At 60.2% G+C, this 19,032-nt stretch carries 16 protein-coding genes; 12 read left to right on the top strand and 4 right to left on the bottom strand.

Going from position 1 to position 19,032, the window contains the following annotated elements:
* Positions 1-38: 38 nt before the first annotated feature.
* Positions 39-662 carry an outer membrane protein gene (locus ASE49_RS12250; RefSeq protein ID WP_056772745.1) on the bottom strand — a complete coding sequence of 208 codons (624 nt, stop codon included), beginning with the start codon at positions 660-662 and terminating at the stop codon, positions 39-41.
* Between the two features lie 408 nt (positions 663-1,070).
* Between ASE49_RS12250 and ASE49_RS12245 the strand changes: the two genes are divergently transcribed.
* The 4 genes from ASE49_RS12245 (at position 1,071) to ASE49_RS12230 (ending at position 6,424) form a co-directional block, all read left to right on the top strand.
* Positions 1,071-2,705: a glycosyltransferase family 2 protein gene (locus ASE49_RS12245; RefSeq protein ID WP_082456466.1), complete on the top strand. Its 1,635-nt coding sequence runs from the start codon at positions 1,071-1,073 to the stop codon at positions 2,703-2,705.
* 7 nt (positions 2,706-2,712) lie between these two features.
* A complete protein-coding gene (locus tag ASE49_RS12240; RefSeq protein WP_056772742.1) occupies positions 2,713-3,486 on the top strand; it encodes a DUF5672 family protein in 774 nt (257 codons plus the stop codon).
* An 84-nt stretch (positions 3,487-3,570) separates the two neighbouring features.
* Positions 3,571-4,506, top strand: a complete 936-nt coding sequence (locus ASE49_RS12235) for a phytanoyl-CoA dioxygenase family protein (protein ID WP_056772739.1) — start codon at positions 3,571-3,573, stop codon at positions 4,504-4,506.
* A 181-nt stretch (positions 4,507-4,687) separates the two neighbouring features.
* Positions 4,688-6,424, top strand: coding sequence for a hypothetical protein (locus tag ASE49_RS12230; protein ID WP_156370293.1), 1,737 nt, complete (start codon positions 4,688-4,690; stop codon positions 6,422-6,424).
* Here ASE49_RS12230 and ASE49_RS12225 read toward each other — a convergent pair.
* Positions 6,421-7,416, bottom strand: coding sequence for a hypothetical protein (locus tag ASE49_RS12225; RefSeq protein ID WP_156370292.1), 996 nt, complete (start codon positions 7,414-7,416; stop codon positions 6,421-6,423). The two genes, ASE49_RS12230 and ASE49_RS12225, sit on opposite strands and share 4 nt — an antisense overlap.
* Positions 7,417-7,614: 198 nt before the next feature.
* Here ASE49_RS12225 and ASE49_RS12220 point away from each other — a divergent pair, with 198 nt between their 5' ends.
* Genes ASE49_RS12220 through ASE49_RS12210 form a run of 3 tightly spaced genes read left to right on the top strand, consistent with a single transcriptional unit; the run spans position 7,615 to position 10,222 of the window.
* A complete protein-coding gene (locus ASE49_RS12220) occupies positions 7,615-8,787 on the top strand; it encodes a Wzz/FepE/Etk N-terminal domain-containing protein (protein ID WP_235522970.1) in 1,173 nt (390 codons plus the stop codon).
* Complete coding sequence (locus ASE49_RS12215; RefSeq protein WP_056772727.1) at positions 8,787-9,578, top strand: ABC transporter permease; 792 nt, start codon at positions 8,787-8,789, stop codon at positions 9,576-9,578. The genes ASE49_RS12220 and ASE49_RS12215 overlap by 1 nt, the downstream gene beginning before the upstream one ends.
* The gene (locus tag ASE49_RS12210; protein WP_056772724.1) at positions 9,575-10,222 is read left to right on the top strand and encodes an ABC transporter ATP-binding protein; all 648 of its coding nucleotides are present in this window, start codon (positions 9,575-9,577) and stop codon (positions 10,220-10,222) included. The genes ASE49_RS12215 and ASE49_RS12210 overlap by 4 nt, the downstream gene beginning before the upstream one ends.
* Positions 10,223-10,252: 30 nt before the next feature.
* On the opposite strand, the gene ASE49_RS12205 is transcribed toward ASE49_RS12210, so the two are convergent.
* Positions 10,253-11,161 (bottom strand): NAD-dependent epimerase/dehydratase family protein, encoded by a 909-nt coding sequence (locus ASE49_RS12205; protein WP_082456451.1) that lies wholly within the window; start codon positions 11,159-11,161, stop codon positions 10,253-10,255.
* Positions 11,158-12,855 carry a glycosyltransferase gene (locus tag ASE49_RS12200; protein ID WP_056772718.1) on the bottom strand — a complete coding sequence of 566 codons (1,698 nt, stop codon included), beginning with the start codon at positions 12,853-12,855 and terminating at the stop codon, positions 11,158-11,160. Before ASE49_RS12200 ends, ASE49_RS12205 begins: the two co-directional genes overlap by 4 nt.
* Before the next feature lie 432 nt (positions 12,856-13,287).
* Here ASE49_RS12200 and ASE49_RS12195 point away from each other — a divergent pair, with 432 nt between their 5' ends.
* From ASE49_RS12195 to rfbC, 5 genes are all read left to right on the top strand, one after another.
* Complete coding sequence (locus ASE49_RS12195) at positions 13,288-13,686, top strand: hypothetical protein (RefSeq protein WP_056772714.1); 399 nt, start codon at positions 13,288-13,290, stop codon at positions 13,684-13,686.
* A 5-nt stretch (positions 13,687-13,691) separates the two neighbouring features.
* Complete coding sequence (locus ASE49_RS12190) at positions 13,692-15,233, top strand: hypothetical protein (RefSeq protein WP_156370291.1); 1,542 nt, start codon at positions 13,692-13,694, stop codon at positions 15,231-15,233.
* Positions 15,230-17,164, top strand: coding sequence for a rhamnan synthesis F family protein (locus tag ASE49_RS12185; protein ID WP_082456450.1), 1,935 nt, complete (start codon positions 15,230-15,232; stop codon positions 17,162-17,164). Before ASE49_RS12190 ends, ASE49_RS12185 begins: the two co-directional genes overlap by 4 nt.
* A gap of 111 nt (positions 17,165-17,275) precedes the next feature.
* Positions 17,276-18,409, top strand: coding sequence for a polysaccharide biosynthesis/export family protein (locus tag ASE49_RS12180; protein WP_056772701.1), 1,134 nt, complete (start codon positions 17,276-17,278; stop codon positions 18,407-18,409).
* 54 nt (positions 18,410-18,463) lie between these two features.
* The gene (rfbC, locus tag ASE49_RS12175; protein ID WP_056772697.1) at positions 18,464-19,027 is read left to right on the top strand and encodes a dTDP-4-dehydrorhamnose 3,5-epimerase; all 564 of its coding nucleotides are present in this window, start codon (positions 18,464-18,466) and stop codon (positions 19,025-19,027) included.
* The last annotated feature ends 5 nt before the right edge of the window (positions 19,028-19,032 follow it).

Below are 19,032 nucleotides of genomic sequence, written 5' to 3'. Positions count from 1 at the left end.
CCGGGCTTTTTTGCACAGGCATCAAGCCCGGGCTGCGCTTACTTGAAGCGGATACCCACGCCCGCCATCACGCGCTGGCGGCTCGAATTGCCGTTGTACACCGAATACACGTACTGTGCGTTCACGTAGATCGGCGTGCGCATGGCAGGCATCACGGTGTATTCAACACCGCCACCGACCTGGTAGCCGTCCGAACGATAGTGGTCATAGACCAGCAGCGCGCCGGTCGGACCGGTGATCGCGCGGCGCTGTTCGGCGTTGACGTAGCCGGCCTTGCCGAAGACCAGGAACTGCGGGGTCACGAGGACACCGGCGCGCACGGCGGCGCCCCACTCTTCGAACGACTTGTGCGCGATGGTGTTGCCATCAGCCAGCGCCGTCACGTTTTCGTTGCCCTTGTTCGGGTTCCAGTAGGAACCTTCGGCGCCGATCACGAAACGGCTACCGATCGTGCCGTCGAAACCGACGGTGCCACCGTAGCCGAACTTGTCGTGGTGGTTGCCTTCCGACATGAAACGGTCACCGCCAAGGTTACCCTCGATGCGGACACCGCGGAACGAAGTTCCGTTCGATGCGACTTCCGTCTCGGCGTCCTGCGCCAGAGCGGGCGTGGCGATCGCTACCGCGGCGACGGCCGCGAGAGTGAGGGCTTTGAAATTCATTGATAACGTCCTCTAGTATTTGCATTCTCAGCGAGAACGAGAATGGGTCTGCCAAGTTTCCGTCACAAGGGGCGCGAGGGCAGATACTTCCCAAGTGTGACGAAGTTGCAACATTTGCACGTCCCCCCGCGCCTTGACCGGAAAATGGCGGCGCGGCCCCGCAGGGCCGTACCGCACCAGCATCGGCACGCGCTTAAAATAGATATCGAAAACAATAGGTTGCATAATGCATACGCGAGCCTCCCGGTAGCGCAGGTGTCTGGATCGACCAGCGCTGTGAGGGACCATTTTCCCCTTCGCATGGCCACCGATCTTTTGGTCGATCGGCCGCAACTTTATCGCGCAGCCGTGGGTGGCATCGCTTGCGGGGGTCTTGTTCCCATCCGCCAAACGGCTATCGCGGTCTTGATGCGAGCGATCAACATCGAGCCCCGGCAGACCGGTTCCCCATCCCGGCACACGGCAAGCGCCTGGCTGAAGATGCGCATTCATCTGGATGCGTTCCGGATAGCGCCGCTCGCATATCTGGTGGCCGTCTGGTGGCGGATCTGCGGAAAGCGCGTACGCGCCCGCGCCCGCTTTGCCCCGCTGTTGTCGGCGTCGCCCCGCGCCTATGGATTGTGGCTTGAGCGCGAGGTGGCGGTGGCGCGCACGCCCCACGTTGCCGGGACGATCGTTGCGCTGATCGATACCGCTGCCGGGCAAGAGGGTGTGGACCGCACGCTGCAAAGTCTTTCGTGCGAAAATATCGTGGGGCTGGTCATTGGCGGCCCGGACGGGTTGACGCTCGCCGAAGCCGCCCGCCACATCCCCTGGCAGGACGATCCCTGGGTGTTGGCAATCGCGCCGGGAGATAGACTCGCCCCCGGCACACGCGACGCGTACCTGAATGCGCTCGCACATGACTCTGCCAGGCATGCCACCATCGCTTACGCGGACGATGACCTGATGGACCTGTCGGGCAGGCGCAGCGCGCCGCATTTCAAGCCGGACTGGAATGCCGAACTGTTCCGCCATCACGATTATCTGACCGGTGCCTGCATCCTGCACGTTTCGGAAAGCCAGCTGTCGCATACGTCCGGATCTGGGTGGGCGGCGCAGTTGGTGGCGCAAACCGTGGCAGCGGCAAAGGCTGAACCGGTGCACGTGCGCCACGTCTTGCACCATCGCCGCACGCGGCCACGCCCGCGTCTGCCCGACGCACTTGCGATCAGCGGCGCCTTGCCCCCGGTCAGTGTAATCGTGCCCACCCGCAACGGCCTGAACCTGCTGCGCAAGTGTCTGGAAGGGGTGGCGCGAACCGACTACCCTGACATCGAAGTCATCGTTGTCGACAACGGCAGCGATGATCCCGACACGCTCGCGTACCTTGATGCGCTGGACCCGTGCCGCCACCGCGTGCTGCGGGCACCCGGCCCCTTCAATTTCTCCACCTTGAACAACCGTGCCGCGCAGCTGGCGCGCGGTGCGTTGCTGTGCCTGCTCAACAACGACATCGAAGTGCTGGCACCAGACTGGCTCGGCATCATGGCGACCCAGGCGTTGCGAGAGGATGTCGGCGCGGTGGGCGCGCAGCTGCTCTATCCGGACGGACGCATCCAGCATGCCGGGGTAATCCTGGGCATTTGCGGCGGCGCGACCCATGCCCATCGGCTGTTGAGGCCGGATGCACAGGGCTATTTTAACCGTCATGCCCTGCCCCAGTTCACCTCCGCCGTAACCGCCGCTTGCCTGGTGGTGCAGCGTCAACGCTTCATGGCAGTAGGCGGCCTAGACGAGGCCAACTTCGCGGTCGCCTTCAACGATGTGGACTTGTGCATGCGTCTCAACGCGCGCGGTTGGCAATCATTTTACGAACCCCGCGCAGTCCTGATCCATCACGAATCCGTGTCACGCGGGTTCGACCGCGATCCGGTGGGCGCAGAGCGACTGGCCGGCGAACTGGAAGCGATGAAAACCCGATGGGGAACGGACGCCATAGTCGATCCCTTCCATCATCCCGACCTGAACAGGTTCAGCGATCGTTTCGTCGTTCAGCTTTGACGGTGCCATGATACAGCCCCAACGCCTTTCCCTGCCGCAGGTGACGCTATGCGCGGTCACCTCCGTGAACGTGGCCGCCACCGTGCGCGCGCTGGAAGCCAGCGTGGCGCAGGTGGATTTCGCCGAGGTGCTGCTGTTTACCGACGCGGTTGTATGCCCCCTGCATCCGTCCATCCGGGTGCTGCCGATCGCGCCCTTGCGTTCGTCTGCGGCCTATTCCGACTTCCTGCTGACCCGGCTGGCCAGCCATGTAGTCTCCACCCATTGCATGATCGCGCAGTGGGACGGCCATCTGTTGCGCGCCGATCGGTGGAATCCGGCGTTCCTGGACTACGACTATATCGGCGCAAGCTGGCCCCAATTCGACGATGGCCACGACGTGGGCAACGGCGGCTTTTCGATCCGCAGCCGGCAGCTCATGGAGCTGTGCCGGGACCCGCAGTTCATCCCGGTCCACCCGGAGGACGTGGCCATCGGACGCACCAACCGCGCGTGGCTGGAGGCACAAGGAATGCGATTCGCACCGCGCGATCTGGCAGATGCCTTCGCGACCGAGCGCACCGGCGACTTGGCCACCAGCTTTGGGTACCACGGCGCTTTCAACATGCCCCGCGCCTTGGGCCCGCGGGCGTTCTGGCAGGTGTATGGCGAACTGGACGAACTGGGCAGCATCCGCCACGATTTCGGCCTGATCCTGCGCCATACCATGCGCGGCTCCGGCGGCATGCGGCGAGCGCGGCGTATGATCGCCGATCGCCTGCGTCATGCTCTGGGCCGCTAGATGAAACCCGCGCTTCTATCCCGCAGCCCGACGCGGTAGGGCCAGCAAACCTCTTACGTGCGCAACCAAGGATACCCTGTTTTCGTGACCAACCCCTTTCCCGGTATTCCTCTGGTCGAATCTCCCCTGTTCGCGGCGCAGCGCGCAGCGATGGGGTTGACGCCCGAAGAGGAGCGGATCGCCACGGATTTGCATGAGAAGGGGTATGCGGTCCTCGACTTCCCCGATCCGGAGATCGACGCGCGGGTGGAACGGATCAAGGCCAACCTGGCGCCCCGATATGCCGGCATCGACTTCGCCGATCCGCAAAGCGACAAGACCATCGGTGAGCGGCGCATTCAGGACGCGTGGAAATTCGATGACGATGTGCGCGCCATCGCCGCCAATCAGGCGATGTTGGACATCCTTGGCAAGCTGTACGGACGGCGCGCCTTTCCCTTCCAGACGCTCAACTTTCCGGTAGGCACCCAGCAGGAGGCGCATACCGACATGGTGCATTTCTCCAGCTTGCCCGAACGGTTCATGTGCGGCGTATGGCTGGCGATGGAGGACATCGGCGCCGATGCCGGACCGTTGTTCTACCTACCCGGATCGCATCGCTGGCCGATGCTGAATAACGCTACGATCGGACGGCGCGGCCACGGCAGCACCCTGGCTTCCGCGCAAGAGCCCTTCGCCGAAGGCTGGCGCGCGCTGCGCGAAGCCTATGGTGCCACAGAGGAACAATTCCTGGCGCGCAAGGGTCAGGCGCTCATCTGGGCGGCGAACCTGCTTCACGGCGGCACGCGCCAGATCGACGCCACGCTGACCCGCTGGTCGCAGGTGACGCACTATTACTTCGACGATTGCATCTATTACACCCCGGCCTTTTCCGACGAAGCGCTGGGCCGTCTGGACCTTCGCAACCTGCGGTCGATCAGCGACGGGCTGCCACGGCCCAACCGCTATCTGGGTGAGACGATCGCCCGACCTGGCAAACCCTCGTTCGCCAAAAAGCTGGCACGCCGATTGCTGGGCTGACGATGACGTCCCGAACTGAAGAAAGGCGAACTTCGCAAGACACCGGATTGACAGGTATCCCGCCCAACTCCTACCGCTTGAGGGAACCGAATGCTTCCCGTTTGGCGTACGTGCGATCGGGTGTCATCCCTGAACACGAAAGCGATGCGGGAACTGTATGCAACGTTCGTCGGACCGCGTTTTGAAGCATAACACCCGCGCCACCTGCGTCCTGGTGCTGGGCGCGCATCGCTCCGGGACGAGTGCGCTCACCCGCGTGCTCAATACCCAAGGCTGCGCTCTTCCGGCCACTTTGATGGGCCCCAACGTGGGCAACGAAAGCGGCCACTGGGAGTCCGAAGCAATATCGGCCTTCAATGACGAATTGATGTCGTCTGCGGGAACGAGCTGGGATGACTGGCAGCCTTTCAACGACGATTGGTACCGCTCGCCGATAGCGGAGCGATTTGCCAATCGCGCCCGCGCCCTCGTGCGCCAGGAGTTTGAGGACGCGCCCCTGTTCGTTCTCAAGGACCCGCGCATCTGCCGTCTCGCCAAGTGGTGGCTGGATATCCTGGCAAGCGATGATGTGGATACCAGCATTATCATGCCTGTCCGCGACCCATCCGAGGTGGCGGCATCGCTGCTGCGACGTGACGGCACCTATGAGTGGACGGGTAAATTGCTGTGGTTGCGCTACGTGCTCGATGCGGAGATCGCAACGCGTGGCCGGGCGCGACTGTTCACGACATATGCACAGCTTCTGCACGATTGGAAGGCCATCATCCAGCGCGCGGCTGACCATTTCGATGTCGTTTTTCCACGTCGAACCGCAATGTCGGCCGCTGAGGTGGACGCATTCCTGGATCCCCGGAAAAAGGTCGACGCGGAAATCGCTGGCTATCCCCGAGCGGAAAGCGACGACGTCGGCTATGACGCCTCCGTCTGGGTGTCCGACACGTTTGAGATAATGGTCCGTTGGGCGCGCGGTAGCGAAGATGTCGCCGATCACCGCAAGCTAGACCAGATCCGCACCCGGTTCGATCAGGTCAGTCTCGCTCTTGGTCCAGCCTTCTCGGTGGAAGCAAACCGCGGAGCACCCGGCGAAGCGGCCCAGCTTCGCAGGAGCCTTGAGCAAGCGCACGAGCATTTGCGGCATGTCGAGTGGCTGCGGACCAGTGCGCAAGAGCAGGCGCAGCAGGCACATGCTGGCATCGAAGCGCGCAACGGGGCACTGCAACATGAACTGGACCAGGTAAATGATCTGCTGTCCGCACGAACATCGCAGGCAGAGGCGCTGCAGCGGGAGGTAGAAGAAACGCGTACAGAGTTGCGGGCGCTCTCGACCCACGCGTCGCAAGCCGAGAATGAGCTTCGCGAAAAGGACGCTGCTTTGGCACAGGCCGCAGATGGCGCTGCTATCCTTACGCGCGAAATTGAAGCTCTGAAGCGTAGGGTAGAGGAGCTTGATCGCGTGATTGCTGCGCGCGATGCAGATTTGGCGCAGTCCATCACGGCGGCGGAAGCTGCCCGTATGGACGCTGACGCTCAGCGCGCGCTGGCGATCGACCACGAAGCGACCATCGCGACGCAAGGTGCCAAGCTGGAACGTGCTTTCCAAACCGCCAGTGAGCGCGATGCCGAGGCCGACATCTTGCGTAGCGAGGTGAAACGCCTGAAAGACGAGGTGACCACGCGCGATGCGGCCTTGAGTGAGGCGGCCAAACAGAACCTTGCCAGGCAATCCGATACCGAGCGACTGGAAGCGGAAATTCTGCGTTTGAACGACGAAATTGCCAGTCGCACGCGTGCGCTTTCAAGCGCCGCCGATCAGCATCAAGCGTTGGCCGCACAGTTTGCAGCTTACAAAGCTGAGGATACCACGCCTTGGAAACGGCTGTGGCGCACCCTGCGCGACAAGCATCAGCCCGAAAGCTAAAATGCGGTCCAGCCAAAGCCGTTGCATTTCACAAATGTCTTGTTGCGACCACCGCCCGCACGGATAGCCTGGCCCCAGGCGGTAACCGCCTTTTCGGCATCGGAGACGAACGCAAGGGTCCCGGCACCTGCTCCGCCACCGCACGCGGGCAAGCTGGAGAATGTGGTCTCCGCAAGCTGCAAAACCTGCGTGTAAGTGGCGGCATACCGCTTGGCAGGGGAACCGACATTCTTGCCAAGGTCTGACGTCGGAAGCAGATCTCCGCCAACGAATGCCCCGTCGCTGCCACGAACAGCGGCCACCGTTTCGCCGGCAGGGCTGATTGCTTCGAGATAGTTCGCCCAGTTTGCGGTGCCGAGGCTGGCAATACGCAGGCCCGCGGTAAGCCGCTGCCCCTCGGATGCTTGAACGAGCAGGCCGAACTCTCCGCCATCACGGGGGTTCACGACGCCAAGCTGCGTGCGCACCGCACGGATCGGCCTGCCTTCGGCGTCGGCAGAAAATGTGTAGGACTCCAGTGTTGCGGCAAAGCCATGACGCACGCCCACATTTGACAGCATGGCGGCCGTGTCGCCTTTGCCTTGCCGTACGAAGATGCTCAGCCCGTCGCTTTCTCCGGCAAGATCGGAGTGCCTCCAATCGGGGCGCGTATTGACCAGCGACAACGCGTAGCTGGCACTTGCCGCTGTAGCGATGCCAGGCCCCGACGCGGGACCACGGGCCCCGTCACTGACCTCGATGGCCCTGGCAACCTGTGCAGCCCTTCGGTTGCCCTTCAGCGCGATACACTCACGCGCCTGCGCGGTCGTTCCGGTCCCATCCGGTGCGATGTCGACCAGCCCCGCGAGCCGGCTTCCCACCGGGAGCGCGGGACAGGCCGCTTGTGTCGCGCCCTCATTCAAATCGACGTCTTGCGCCAGAGCGATCGGGGCAAATGACAACGAGAGGAGGGCTACGGCGAGCGACGGCATCCGGCAGACTTGCTTCGGCATGGAGAACTTCCTAAACGGACCCAGGATCAACGCTTCAGCGCCTGCAGGGTGAGATCACGCAATTTCCGGAGAAATCCTGACTGGTCGGGGTACAGATTCAATTTTACGGACGGCGCGTCAATCCTGAGCGCAGACCTTGTGCCGCATCGGCATTCCCCATAAACAGGCCACGAAAATGGCTACGGAACACCCAATCTGTTGGAAAACATTGACCTTTTGAGCAGCCCCCACACCGCCGCGGATACCCCCCGGCGTGGCAGTTCGCTCGCCCGGATCATCCATCGTCGTCGCTGGTTCATTATCTTTGTCATCGTACCAGTGCTACTCGCCACGATCTACAATGGACTGATCGCTTCGGACATCTATCAGTCGGAATCCCGTTTCGTGATCAAGGCACCTGCCCAAAAGCAGATGCAGATGCCCAGTATCGCCAACCTCATTCAATCGTCCGGAATGTCGGGCGGGCAGGATCAGACCAATGAAGTCATGGACTACATTGAGTCGCGGGATGCGCTGCAGGATCTTGAGAAAAAGGTCAATGTCAGGAATATATTTGCTGACCCTGATGCGGATATCATCAGTCGATATCCTGGGATTTTTGGCGAAGACCGGTTTGAACGTCTTTACAAATACTACAAGAATATGGTCGGTGTACGTATTGACCACGATACCAATTCGGCAGTTCTGACAGTCAAAGCTTTCACGCCCACCGACGCGCAGAAGCTCAACCTGCGCCTGCTGGAACTTAGCGAAGACCTGGTAAATCGTCTCAATGCCCGCTTTCAGACCAAGGCGATCGCAGAAGCGGAAAAACGGGTGCGTGATGCGCAGGCGCGCGTTCGGGCTGCGCGGCTATCTCTGCGCGAGTATCGCAACGCAAGCGATGTCATGGATCCTACCGAGGAAGCAAAGGGGGTCCTGGAGGTTTCGAACAAGCTGGTGAGCGAACAGGCTGCCCTGCGCGCGCAACTGGAAGCCACTGTCAGAGCGGCACCGCGAAATCCTGCCATTCCCGCGCTGCGCAGCCGGATCGACGCCATCGGCGCCCAGATCGCCGCGCAGAACAGCCGCGCGGTGGGAACCGACAACGGCCTGGCTTCCAAGCTGACCCAGTATGAGAGCTTGCAGGTCGACCAGGAGTTCGCCACGCAAATGCTGACGACTGCCAGCGCTACGCTTGAGCAGGCGCGCACGGAAGCCGTGAAGCAACAGTATTATCTTGAGCGCGTCGTCGAACCGGACCGCCCGGACATGGCCATGTTCCCCAAGCGTTTGCTCAACATTCTTACTGTCGCGGGGGCCGCCCTGGCCCTGTATCTGATCGGCTGGATGCTGATCGTCGGAATCCTCGAACACGCGCCGGAAGACTGATGCAGCCGGTGAAGAAGGCTTTGCAGGCCTGGCGGATTCAGCAGCGGGTCATCGTCGCCTTGATGATCCGCGAACTGACCACCAGGTTCGGTCGCGAGAATATCGGCTTTCTGTGGATTATGGCCGAGCCGATGCTTTTCGCCGTGCTGGTCGGCACGATGTACAGCATCATGATCGGCGAGCAGGAGCACGGGGTGGGCGTCATCGCCTTCGTCGCCAGCGGCTACATACCGCTTACGGTAATGCGCAATTCCTTCGGTCGGATTGTCAGTATCTTCCTTGTGAACGGGGCGCTTCTCTATCACCGGCAAGTACGCGTGCTGGATTTCATCTTGGTGCGCTTCTTGATTGAAATGGTCGGCGGCATGATGGCCTACCTTTTTGTGGGTACGCTTCTGATCGCTTTCGATCTGTTTCCCGTGCCCGCGCACATCGGCTTTTTTCTAGCCGGTTGGTCCCTCTACATGCTGTTCGTTTTTTCGCTGTGCCTTGTTATCGCACCGCTTTCGGAAATGTCCGAAGTGCTTGAAAAGCTCATGCCGGTCACGGTCTACATCGCGATCCCGTTGTCCGGTACGTTCAACATGGTGTCCTGGCTGGCGCCTGCGGCACGCGATGTTGTGCTGTGGTCACCATTCGTGAACGGCATGGAGATGATGCGATACGGTCTCTTCGGAGATGCAGTACGGCCATATTATAACATCTGGGTTCCGCTCGGCGCATCCGCAGTTCTGGCGGTAATCGGGCTTGCACTTTGCCGGCGCGTTCGCCGCACATTGGTGGTCGAATGATCTCGTGTATCAATCTTAAAAAGAACTACCGGGTCGGTCATACCGAGAAACGGGTTTTAAAAGGTGTGAACCTCTCCATCGCCCCTGGCGATCGTATCGGCCTGCTCGGGCGAAACGGGGCGGGCAAATCCACCATGATCAAACTGATCGGCGGGGTGGAAATGCCCACCTCAGGAAAAGTGCATCGGGAGATGACCTGTTCCTGGCCGCTGGGCTTCAATGGTGGCTTTCAGGGCAGCCTTACCGGGTATGACAATGCCCGTTTCATCGCGCGCATCTACGGCAAAGATTATTCGGAGATGCGCCAGTTCGTGGAGGATTTCACGGAGTTGGGACGGCAGCTACGCATGCCGGTGAAGACTTATTCCTCCGGCATGCGGGCCCGGCTTGCGTTCGCGCTGTCTCTGGCGATCGAGTTCGACTGCTATCTCATCGACGAGGTCATTCTAGTCGGCGACAAGAACTTTCAGGAGAAATGCCACTACGAGCTTTTCGAACGGCGAAAGGACCGAGCGATACTGCTGGCATCGCACAGCATGGATTCCATCAAAGAATTCTGCAACAAGTCCGCCGTTTTGCAGGACGGTCTGTTAACCGAGTACGATAACGTAGACGAGGGTTTGGCAATCTACCAAACCCTCTGATCACATGGCAAAGGCAACCTCAGGCATTACTCAGGGGACCTGCCCGATGGTTCGGATGATGCCTTCCTCGACACCGACGTGAGGGGACCACCCCAGAATTTGGGCGGCGCGAGAAATGTCGAGACAACTTCTGGGAACGTCGAAGGCACGACCTGCGTCGAAATGCACTTGCAGCGCATGGCGGCTATTTCGCGAAACTATATCGCACACGTCGATCAGCGAGTACTCCTGACCCGAACCGATGTTCAGAATGACGCTTTCGCCGCGATAGTTTGCCGAAGCGGCAATCGCGGCGCCCACGTCTTCCAGAAACACAAAGTCCCGCGTCGCGCTGCCGTCACCCCAAATCACGATCGGCTCCTGCGCTGCCGCAGCCTTGATCGCCGCCGCGATGAAACCCATCCGCCGGGTTCCACTCTGGCCTGGGCCGTAGGGATTGGACACACGCAGCACCACGATCGAAATACCGAACTTGCGCCCGATCTCCATCAGCGCCTGTTCGGTCAGCGCCTTTATGGTGCCGTATATGTTGATCGGCGCGGTTCTTACCGTCTCCTTGGTGGGAATCGGGGCATCCGGTCCGTAGACGGTGCCGCCCGACGACACAAAGACGAACGTGCGGACCCCTGCGGCAGCGGCCCCTTCCGCTAGCTTCAGAACCGGTAGAATCTCGTCGGCCACAGCGCCTGACACAGTATCGAGTTTAGTGGCAGGGCTGAGCGTGCCTGCCGCGTAGATCACACACTCCGCGTCGGTCATCGCCTGATAGGCTGCGGGGCTGGTTACGTCACCGTAGTTCCACGCGATGCCATCCCCACCCTGCGGAGGTGGCGCGCGCGTGACAACGGTCACGCCGTAGCCGCGCTTGTCCAAAGTCAAAGCGCCGGCAGTCGCGATCAGGCCGCCACCGATGATTGCGCAAGATCCTGGCATGCTCATGCCACGCCCGTATCCACATGATGGCGCTGCCGTGACCCTTGGCGATCGGCCCCCTCGCCCGACGACATTGAAGCGCCGCTGACTGCAAATCGCTTGCCTGCAGCCGGCTGGGCGGTGTTAGCCTTGATCGCGGCGATCACTTCATCGACAGCGCCCATTTCGACCTCGATCAGGTTCATCTCGCCCTGCTCGGCGATGTCAGCCAGACCGGTAGCCCCCGCAAACGCAATGACGGGCATGTCCCGTGCCGCAGCATCCAAGGCTACGTTTGGCAGTGGGTCCAGGCGCGATGTCACCAGAAATACATCGGCCGCATCCATGAGAATGGGGTACAGCGGCCCGGCTGGCTCGAAATGCACCGGACAAACACCATTTTCGTCTCGGCAACGATCAATCTGGACGTGGAAGTAGACACCGAAGGACAGTTCAAGTTCGCTGATCTGCTCGCCGATCCAGACCGACACGAACTTCCCGGCTTCGCGCTTCAATTGGCTGCCGATCTGCAGGAAAATATCGGTCCCCTTGCGGATCTGGACCTGCCCCGCGCCCAGCACCAGCGTCGTATCGTCGTCAATGTCGAGACCGGCAGCATCGGCAACAGCCTTGCGAGCCTCCGCTTTGGACATGCGCCTAGAATTGGTCGCAGACGCCGGTTGGGGGAGGACCATGACCGTATCCGGGTCTCGGTTATAGCTGTCCAGCATGTATTGCCAGGATTTCAGCAGTTCTTTTGAAGAAAAAACCAAAAGATCGCACGCTAGAACTGCGTGATGATCGGGCAGCATATACTCAAGAAACTCATGAATAAGGCAGGTTATTCGGTATTTTCCGGCCGACATCGGATACAAGAACGCACCACAGCATCCGCTGGAAAAAAACGCATCTTTCACGTCATACCGCTCTGCGATATAATCGAGAAACATGGTGTTGTCGGCTTTGTTTTGACTGGCCACCATGACGACCGGAAACAGGCCTCTGGCAATCTCCACAAGCGGTCCGTCGCGCAAAGTCACGAAAATAACGTTATAGGTTTGCGCGAGCTCCCGCGCGAGATCGAGACCGACGATCGGCGCCCCGGTCTTCGATGATTCGTGCACCCCCACTACAACGTATGGCAAGTCGGGATCGATTGCCGCTTCATCCGTATGAATTCCGGCAGAAAGCGTGACGTTGGTGGACCGCCCTTCATGGCGACCATGACGAAGATAGTGAACGATCGGATCCATGCTTTGGCCGATGTCCGGATGACTCGAGCGGTAAAACTCACGGGAAAAAAATCGCAGATCCCGGTCGATAACGCGAACCGATTTAGCAAGCTGCCTGAAATAATCGGGGTCGCTCCGCTCCACTTCGGGGGCCGGTATGAGGCCTTCCTCAACGGCCGCGCTGTCGAGTTCCTCGGCAAACAGCAACTGCGCCAGACTGCTGGGCCGCCCCTCTTCCCTGCCGTGCATGGCATAGTGAACCGCGGGGCTAGGGACGTCTGTCAGATCGGGATTCTTTTCGAGATAGTACGCCGGATCAAAAATGGCGCTCGGAGCGAGACCTTCGCTTTCGCCAACCTCCAGGTAATGACAGGCAAGTTCCTTAACGGAGAGCCCTGCAACGTCAGGAACCTGCTCTTGATAGAACTTGGCGTCGAAAATGCCCTCTTCGATTATGACAGCCGCCAGCCGTTCATGTTCACTTTTCATGATGCAATTTCCGAATAGAGAGGGGCGATAGGCGTATCAAAAGGATACCAACTCAACTTTTCTGGCCGCACATTATCGCCCGCCTGCAAAATACGTCCCGACGATGGCCATCCATGACAAATAGGCGTTTCGCAACGATATCCATCAGGGCTGTGCGCACGATAGAATCCTCAATGACAGCCGGCGCACGCATGTGCAAGCATCGGGCACGGCTGGCAAGTTTCGCCAAGGCCTGTCGCTGCCCGCGCGCGGTGGAATGCGACGAGAGTGGATCAAGGCGATGGACTTTGCGATAGCGGCTGCCGTAAAGGGATGATGTTTGATGACACCCGCGAAAGGCTGACCGGCTTCAATGCGCCCGTTTATATGCAATGAGATTCAGCGCACCGCTTCCCTGTTGCGCTGTCGGTCGCTCAGCCGTTCCCCGGCTCGATGAATACGCTGCAGGGCACCGCGCCGGCGGCAAGGCGCGACATCGCAGTCCAGGCTCCGGACAGCCCATCCACGTTATCGCGGCTGGACGAATGCTACCACGATCTTGCGCAGTTGGCGGACATGGTTGCACATGCCCAGGATCAGATCGCGAAGCTTGAGGATCAAAACCGCTGGCTGAGAGAAGCAGGCAGCTTTCTGCTGGAGCGCGGCAAATGGTGGTGGCGCTTCATGCCGCGATCATGGCAACGCCGCAAACGGGATGCCAGATTGCTCCGGCGCGGACTTTTTGACAGTGCGGCGTACGTCGCTCGATATCCCGATGTCGTCACCTCCGGACAGGATCCGTTCCGCCATTATCTCTACCATGGCATCGCCGAGAATCGGCGCGGCGCATAAAACTGGTGTCCATTGCGATGACAACTTTGGCGGACAAAGTCCGGCTTCTGCTCAACTCCGGTCTTTTCGACGAACGCTGGTATGTGGAGCGATATCCCGACGTGGCGCATTGCGGAATGTCGCCTGCCGAACATTTCGTGAGAGTGGGCCAGCATATCGGCCGGAAGGCATCCCGTGACGCGGATGGGCGTGCGTCCGAATTTCTGGTTGCGTATCGCGAACCCCCGGCGATCGACGCGCAAGTCGATCCGGGTTTGTGCCAGAGAATCGCGTCATCCGGGCTTTTCGATGATGCCTGGTACGTAAAGCATCATGCGAGCGACACGCTCGCCGGTCAGTCGGCGCCCGTGCCAGAGTTGATCGCGGATTATCTGCGTCGTTCCGCGCAAGATCCGTCAATCGACCCCGGACCATTATTTTCAACGCTGCAGTATGCCAAGTTTCACCCGGACAGTCGCAAGACGGCTCCCCTGGCGCACGCTGTCGATCACGGGTTTGCAGAAGGTCGCGCGATCTTTGACGCCAACAGGGTCGATGCGTTCCTGGCCGAAAACTGTGAAATTTCACTGACCTCCATCGACGCATTGCTCGACCTTTCCCTGCCCGTGCACGTCGTTCACTGGGCGGACGGCAATTTTTTCTTCTCCGAGATCGCCGCTTATCTCAAAGCGGCGCTGGGCCGGGCCGGATACAGCGTGACATGCGATACCGATCTGGCGAAGCCTGAGAGTTTCAAGGGTAACATCGTCATCGTCGCCCCTCACGAATTCTGCGTCCATGGACCTGGAAAAAAGTGGCGCGAACCGCTGTTGCGGCAAGCAATTTACCTGAACACGGAGCAATGGCACACCTCATGGTTTTCGCTCGCCTACAAGTTCCTCAAGCTGTCGAACAAGGCGATCGACATGAATCCCGCCTCGGCCGCGGGACTGCAGGCGCTGGGCATCGAGACGGCGTTCCTCCCTTTGTTGCCCATGGCCGGCTCGCCTTTTGAAGTGAGCCGCGCTCCGCTATCTGACGGTTTTGCCAAGGCGCGGTATATCGAAAAGCTGACGTACCCCGAGATGCTGGCCCAAAGGCCGTACGATGTCCTGTTTGTCGGCGCGTCCAATCCCCGACGCGAGAAAGCGCTGGCAACGCTTGCCCCGGTGCTAGCCGATCACGAAGCTTTCATTCACTGTCCGCGCTTTGATGGGCCGGTGCGGCAAGGCGATCCAGATATGCTGGCTACGGGTGATCTGGTTCAAATAGCCCGGAACGCGAAAATCCTGCTCAACATCCATCAGGGCGAAAGCCGGTATTTCGAGTGGCATCGGTTGTTCCTGTTCGGCATCGTCGAGGGCTGCGTGGTGCTGACCGAGCCATGCATTCCCAACCGCTATGTCGAGGCCGGCGAGCATTTCCTGGAGTGCCGTCTGCAGGACATGCCCGAGCGACTGCGCTGGCTTTTGGAAACCCCGGAAGGACAAGCCGAGATGGGTCGCATCCGTAACAACTGCGACCAGCTAAGGGCGCGCACGTCCGACTGGAGCAGGCTCGCGGCATGATGAAAATTCAAACCACGAACACGATTTTCAAGCGCGGCGATCTGGCGCGCAAGGTGTCGGTGATCGTCCCGCTTCACAATTACGCGTATCTGATCGAACAAACCCTCGCCACGGTCGCTGCCCAGTCCCTCAAGGATATCGCGCTGATCGTCGTCGACGACGCCAGCACGGATGATTCGTTGACGGTGGTCGAGCGCTGGATGCGTGACGATGCTCCTGACCACCTAGCGTGCGTGTTGCTTACGAACGTGTCCAACGCGGGCCTGTCCGTGACGCGAAACACCGGGATCGCGCAGTCTCGATCGGAATACTGCTTTTTCTTGGATGCGGACAATCTGCTTTTCCCGCGCTGCCTTGAAAAGCACGTCCGCGCCCTCGACGCCCGCCAGGATTGCGTGGGCGCGTATTCGATCCTTGAAGAATTCGGCAGCGTATCGCAGCTCATCGGCGCCAATGTCTTCGACAAGAACCGGCTGAAGAAGGGCAACTACATCGATGCGATGACCATGCTGCGGCGCGATGCGATAGAACGCCTCGAAGGCTTCCTTCCGATCAAGCACGGATGGGAAGATTACGAGTTGTGGCTTAGGCTGTGCGAAGCGCAGGAACGTTTGCTGCACCTTCCCGAAGTGCTTTCGCGCTATCGCCATCACCAAAAATCGATGCTGCGCCAGCAGACCAATGTCGGCCAGAACATCGACGACCTTCATCGCAACATCGAGCAGTTGCACCCCTGGGTCCAACTTGCAGCGCCAGACCCGCAGCGTCCGGCCGCCCGCGTGAGGGGCGCGTTGGCGATAGATGGCGCGAATGCGGCTCGGAAAGCACCTGCAAGTAATGCGAAGCAGCGTGTGTCCTCCCGGCCAGGCTCGGATGAACCTGCCGCCAGACCTGTCAGCGCCACCCAGGCGCCCGCCAAAACAGCGGCGGGCCCCTCACCATACAAAGCCTACCAGGACAAGCTGTTCTCACGCCTTGAAGCTTTGTCCGCCAAGCCACCACGTCCGGTCAACGTTGAAATCGATACGGATTACACAGGACTGGCGTATGATACCGCGTTTGAAGTCATCGTATCCGAGCGCCAGCGCGCAGACACGGTGAAACAGATTGAGCGCATGCTAAGCTACGGCATAGTCGCAATCAATCCGGCCCCCGGCGTCCACGCGGCGCGCCAGGAAAATGGCGATTTCCTTCGCTACACCAGCATCCTTGCCAAAGACGAACCGGTCTGCCGGCTGCCGTCTTCGATGCTGATCCATATCCACGCATTCTATCCCGATGTCGTGGAAGAAATACTTGAATATTTCGTCGATGACGCCGTTGATGGGCGATTCCTGATTACGACGACGACGACCAAAAACTTCGACGAAATCATAAAGATCGTCGAGGAAAAAGGATTTGCCTCAGCCGAGACGATCCTCGTGGAAAACAGCGGTCGTGACATCGGGCCGTTTCTGGATCACGCCATCGATTACGCCTCCGACGGCGATGTTATCTGCCACATCCACACGAAAAAAAGTCCTGCTGTCGGCCCCACTTACGGGGCATTGTGGCGCAAGAGCCTTTATGGCGCACTCCTCACCCAAACGGCGGTGGATGCTTTCGACGATGAACGGCTGGGGTTGCTGTTCCCCGATTCCTCCCGTCCGGTCGGTTGGGGCAAAAACCGCTCGTTCTGCGAAAATATTGCCAAGAACTTCGGCTTTGCCTTGCCTGCTCACCCGGGCCCCATGCCCATCGGCAACATGTTCTTTGCCAAGGTAGAAGTCGCCCGCGCCATGCAGGCTGCCACAAGCGCCATGCCTTGGCCGCGAGAGCCGGTTCCCTATGATGGTACAGTCCTGCATGCCATCGAGCGCATGTGGGTCCCTGCCTGCCAGTATGCCGGGTTCGATTGGGCAGCGATCCACGCCTACAACAAGGCGTCGTAAGTGCGGTCGGTCGGGAATACCCCCAAGCCTTTGCCCATGGTCGATTGCCAGGTTCCCGTGCCTGATCTAAGGCCGCTGCAAATACGCCCTTCAGGGCCCCGGACGACGTTTATGAAGCATTCCAAATTCCTGTCTGTCTTATCGGCTGCCGGCCTGCTGAGCGCGTGCGCGTCGCTCCCGTCCAGTGGCCCGACCGGGTCGCAAATACTGAAGGACGCCGCGCGTCCGGAACATCCGTTGGACGTGGTCGAAGTGGTAGATGCCACTGAATTGCCGACCGCACCAGCGGCGGCAACGATGCCGCTGCCAGACCTTCAGCCTCCGCCCACCGACATGATCGGTCCCGGCGATGTTCTGGAGATATCGATCTACGAAACCGGCGTGGCGCTATTCGGCGGCGGGCAGTCCGGCACTGCGGCAACGCCGGCGTTCGACCCTTCCGCCAGGGCGCACACGCTGCCTCCCAGCCGCGTCAATGACAATGGCGACATCGTCATCCCGTATGCGGGCCGGTTGCACGTGGTGGGCAAGACGATCGCGGAAGTGCAGGACCAGATACGACGGTCCCTGCGCGGACTTACGCAAAACCCGCAGGTGCTGGTCACACCGCGTGACGTGATCACCAATTCGGTCATCATCAGCGGTGAAGTGGCAAAGCCCGGACGCCTTGTGCTGCAGACGAACCGGGAAACGCTTTCCGACGTGGTGGCGTTGGCGGGCGGATATCGCGGTAAGGCGAACGAGCTTTCCCTGCGCGTGGTGCGAGGGCAACGCACGGCTGAATTGCGGGTAAGCGACCTTCTGGAAAATCCGGCCCTCGATGTGCGGGCGTATCCGGGCGATCGGGTTTCCCTGATCAGCGATCCTCGCACGTTTTCCATCCTGGGTTCACCGGGCCGGGCTGACCAGTTGTCCTTCACCCGATCGACGATGTCGCTTGCGGAAGCGGTGGCATCGGCTGGCGGGACCAATCCCAGCCTTGGCGATCCCTCGGCCATTTTCGTGTTCCGTTATGTTCCGGATGCAACCGGTGGAACCAAGCCAGTCGTGTATCATATCAATATGATGAAGGCCGGCTCTTATTTCCTGTCCCAGCACTTCATCATGCGTGACAAAGACGTGCTGTATTTCGGCAACGCACGTGCAAATCAGCCCAGCAAGGTGATCCAGCTCGTCAGTCAGCTGTTTGCTCCCATCCTCACGGTTACCAGTGCCGTCCAGACAGTTCAGAACAGCAGCAACTAAAGCCCGTTTATCCAGCGCGGGGCATGATGTGGTTGACAGCATGAAAGTGAAGCCATGGAAGTTCATTCTTTAGCCCAAGAGGGCCTGAAGCTGTTCGTTCCAAAGCGAATGGGCGATGAACGCGGCTATTTCGCCGAAGTGTTTCGTGCCGACTTGTTTGCGCAGGCCTGTGGCGAACACACGTTCGTGCAGGATAACGAATCGCTCAGCGCCAAAGCCGGCACCGTCCGGGGCCTGCACTTCCAGAGCGAACCCTACGCTCAGGGCAAACTGGTGCGCTGCACGGCGGGCGCGCTTTTCGATGTGGCTGTGGACATCCGCCGGGGCTCGCCCACGTACGGCCAGTGGGCGGCGGAAACGCTTACCCCGGCCAACGGCAAGCAATTGTGGGTCCCACCCGGATTCGCGCACGGCTTCTGCTCGCTCGAACCCGATACCGTCATCGCCTACAAGGTAACCGGCTACTACAGCGCCGCATGTGACAAGGGCCTGGCCTGGGACGATGCAGATATCGGCATCGTCTGGCCCGACGTGGCCGACCCGGAAACGCTGTCGGCAAAAGATCGCGTACAGCCGCGCCTGGCTGACCTTCCTGAATACTTCGTCTGGAGCGAATGATCCCC

The sequence above is a fragment of the Novosphingobium sp. Leaf2 genome (assembly GCF_001421325.1).
Taxonomy (GTDB): Bacteria; Pseudomonadota; Alphaproteobacteria; order Sphingomonadales; family Sphingomonadaceae; genus Novosphingobium.
The sequence above is the reverse complement of the archived record's forward strand: the minus strand, read 5'-3'. Positions and strand labels throughout refer to the sequence as shown.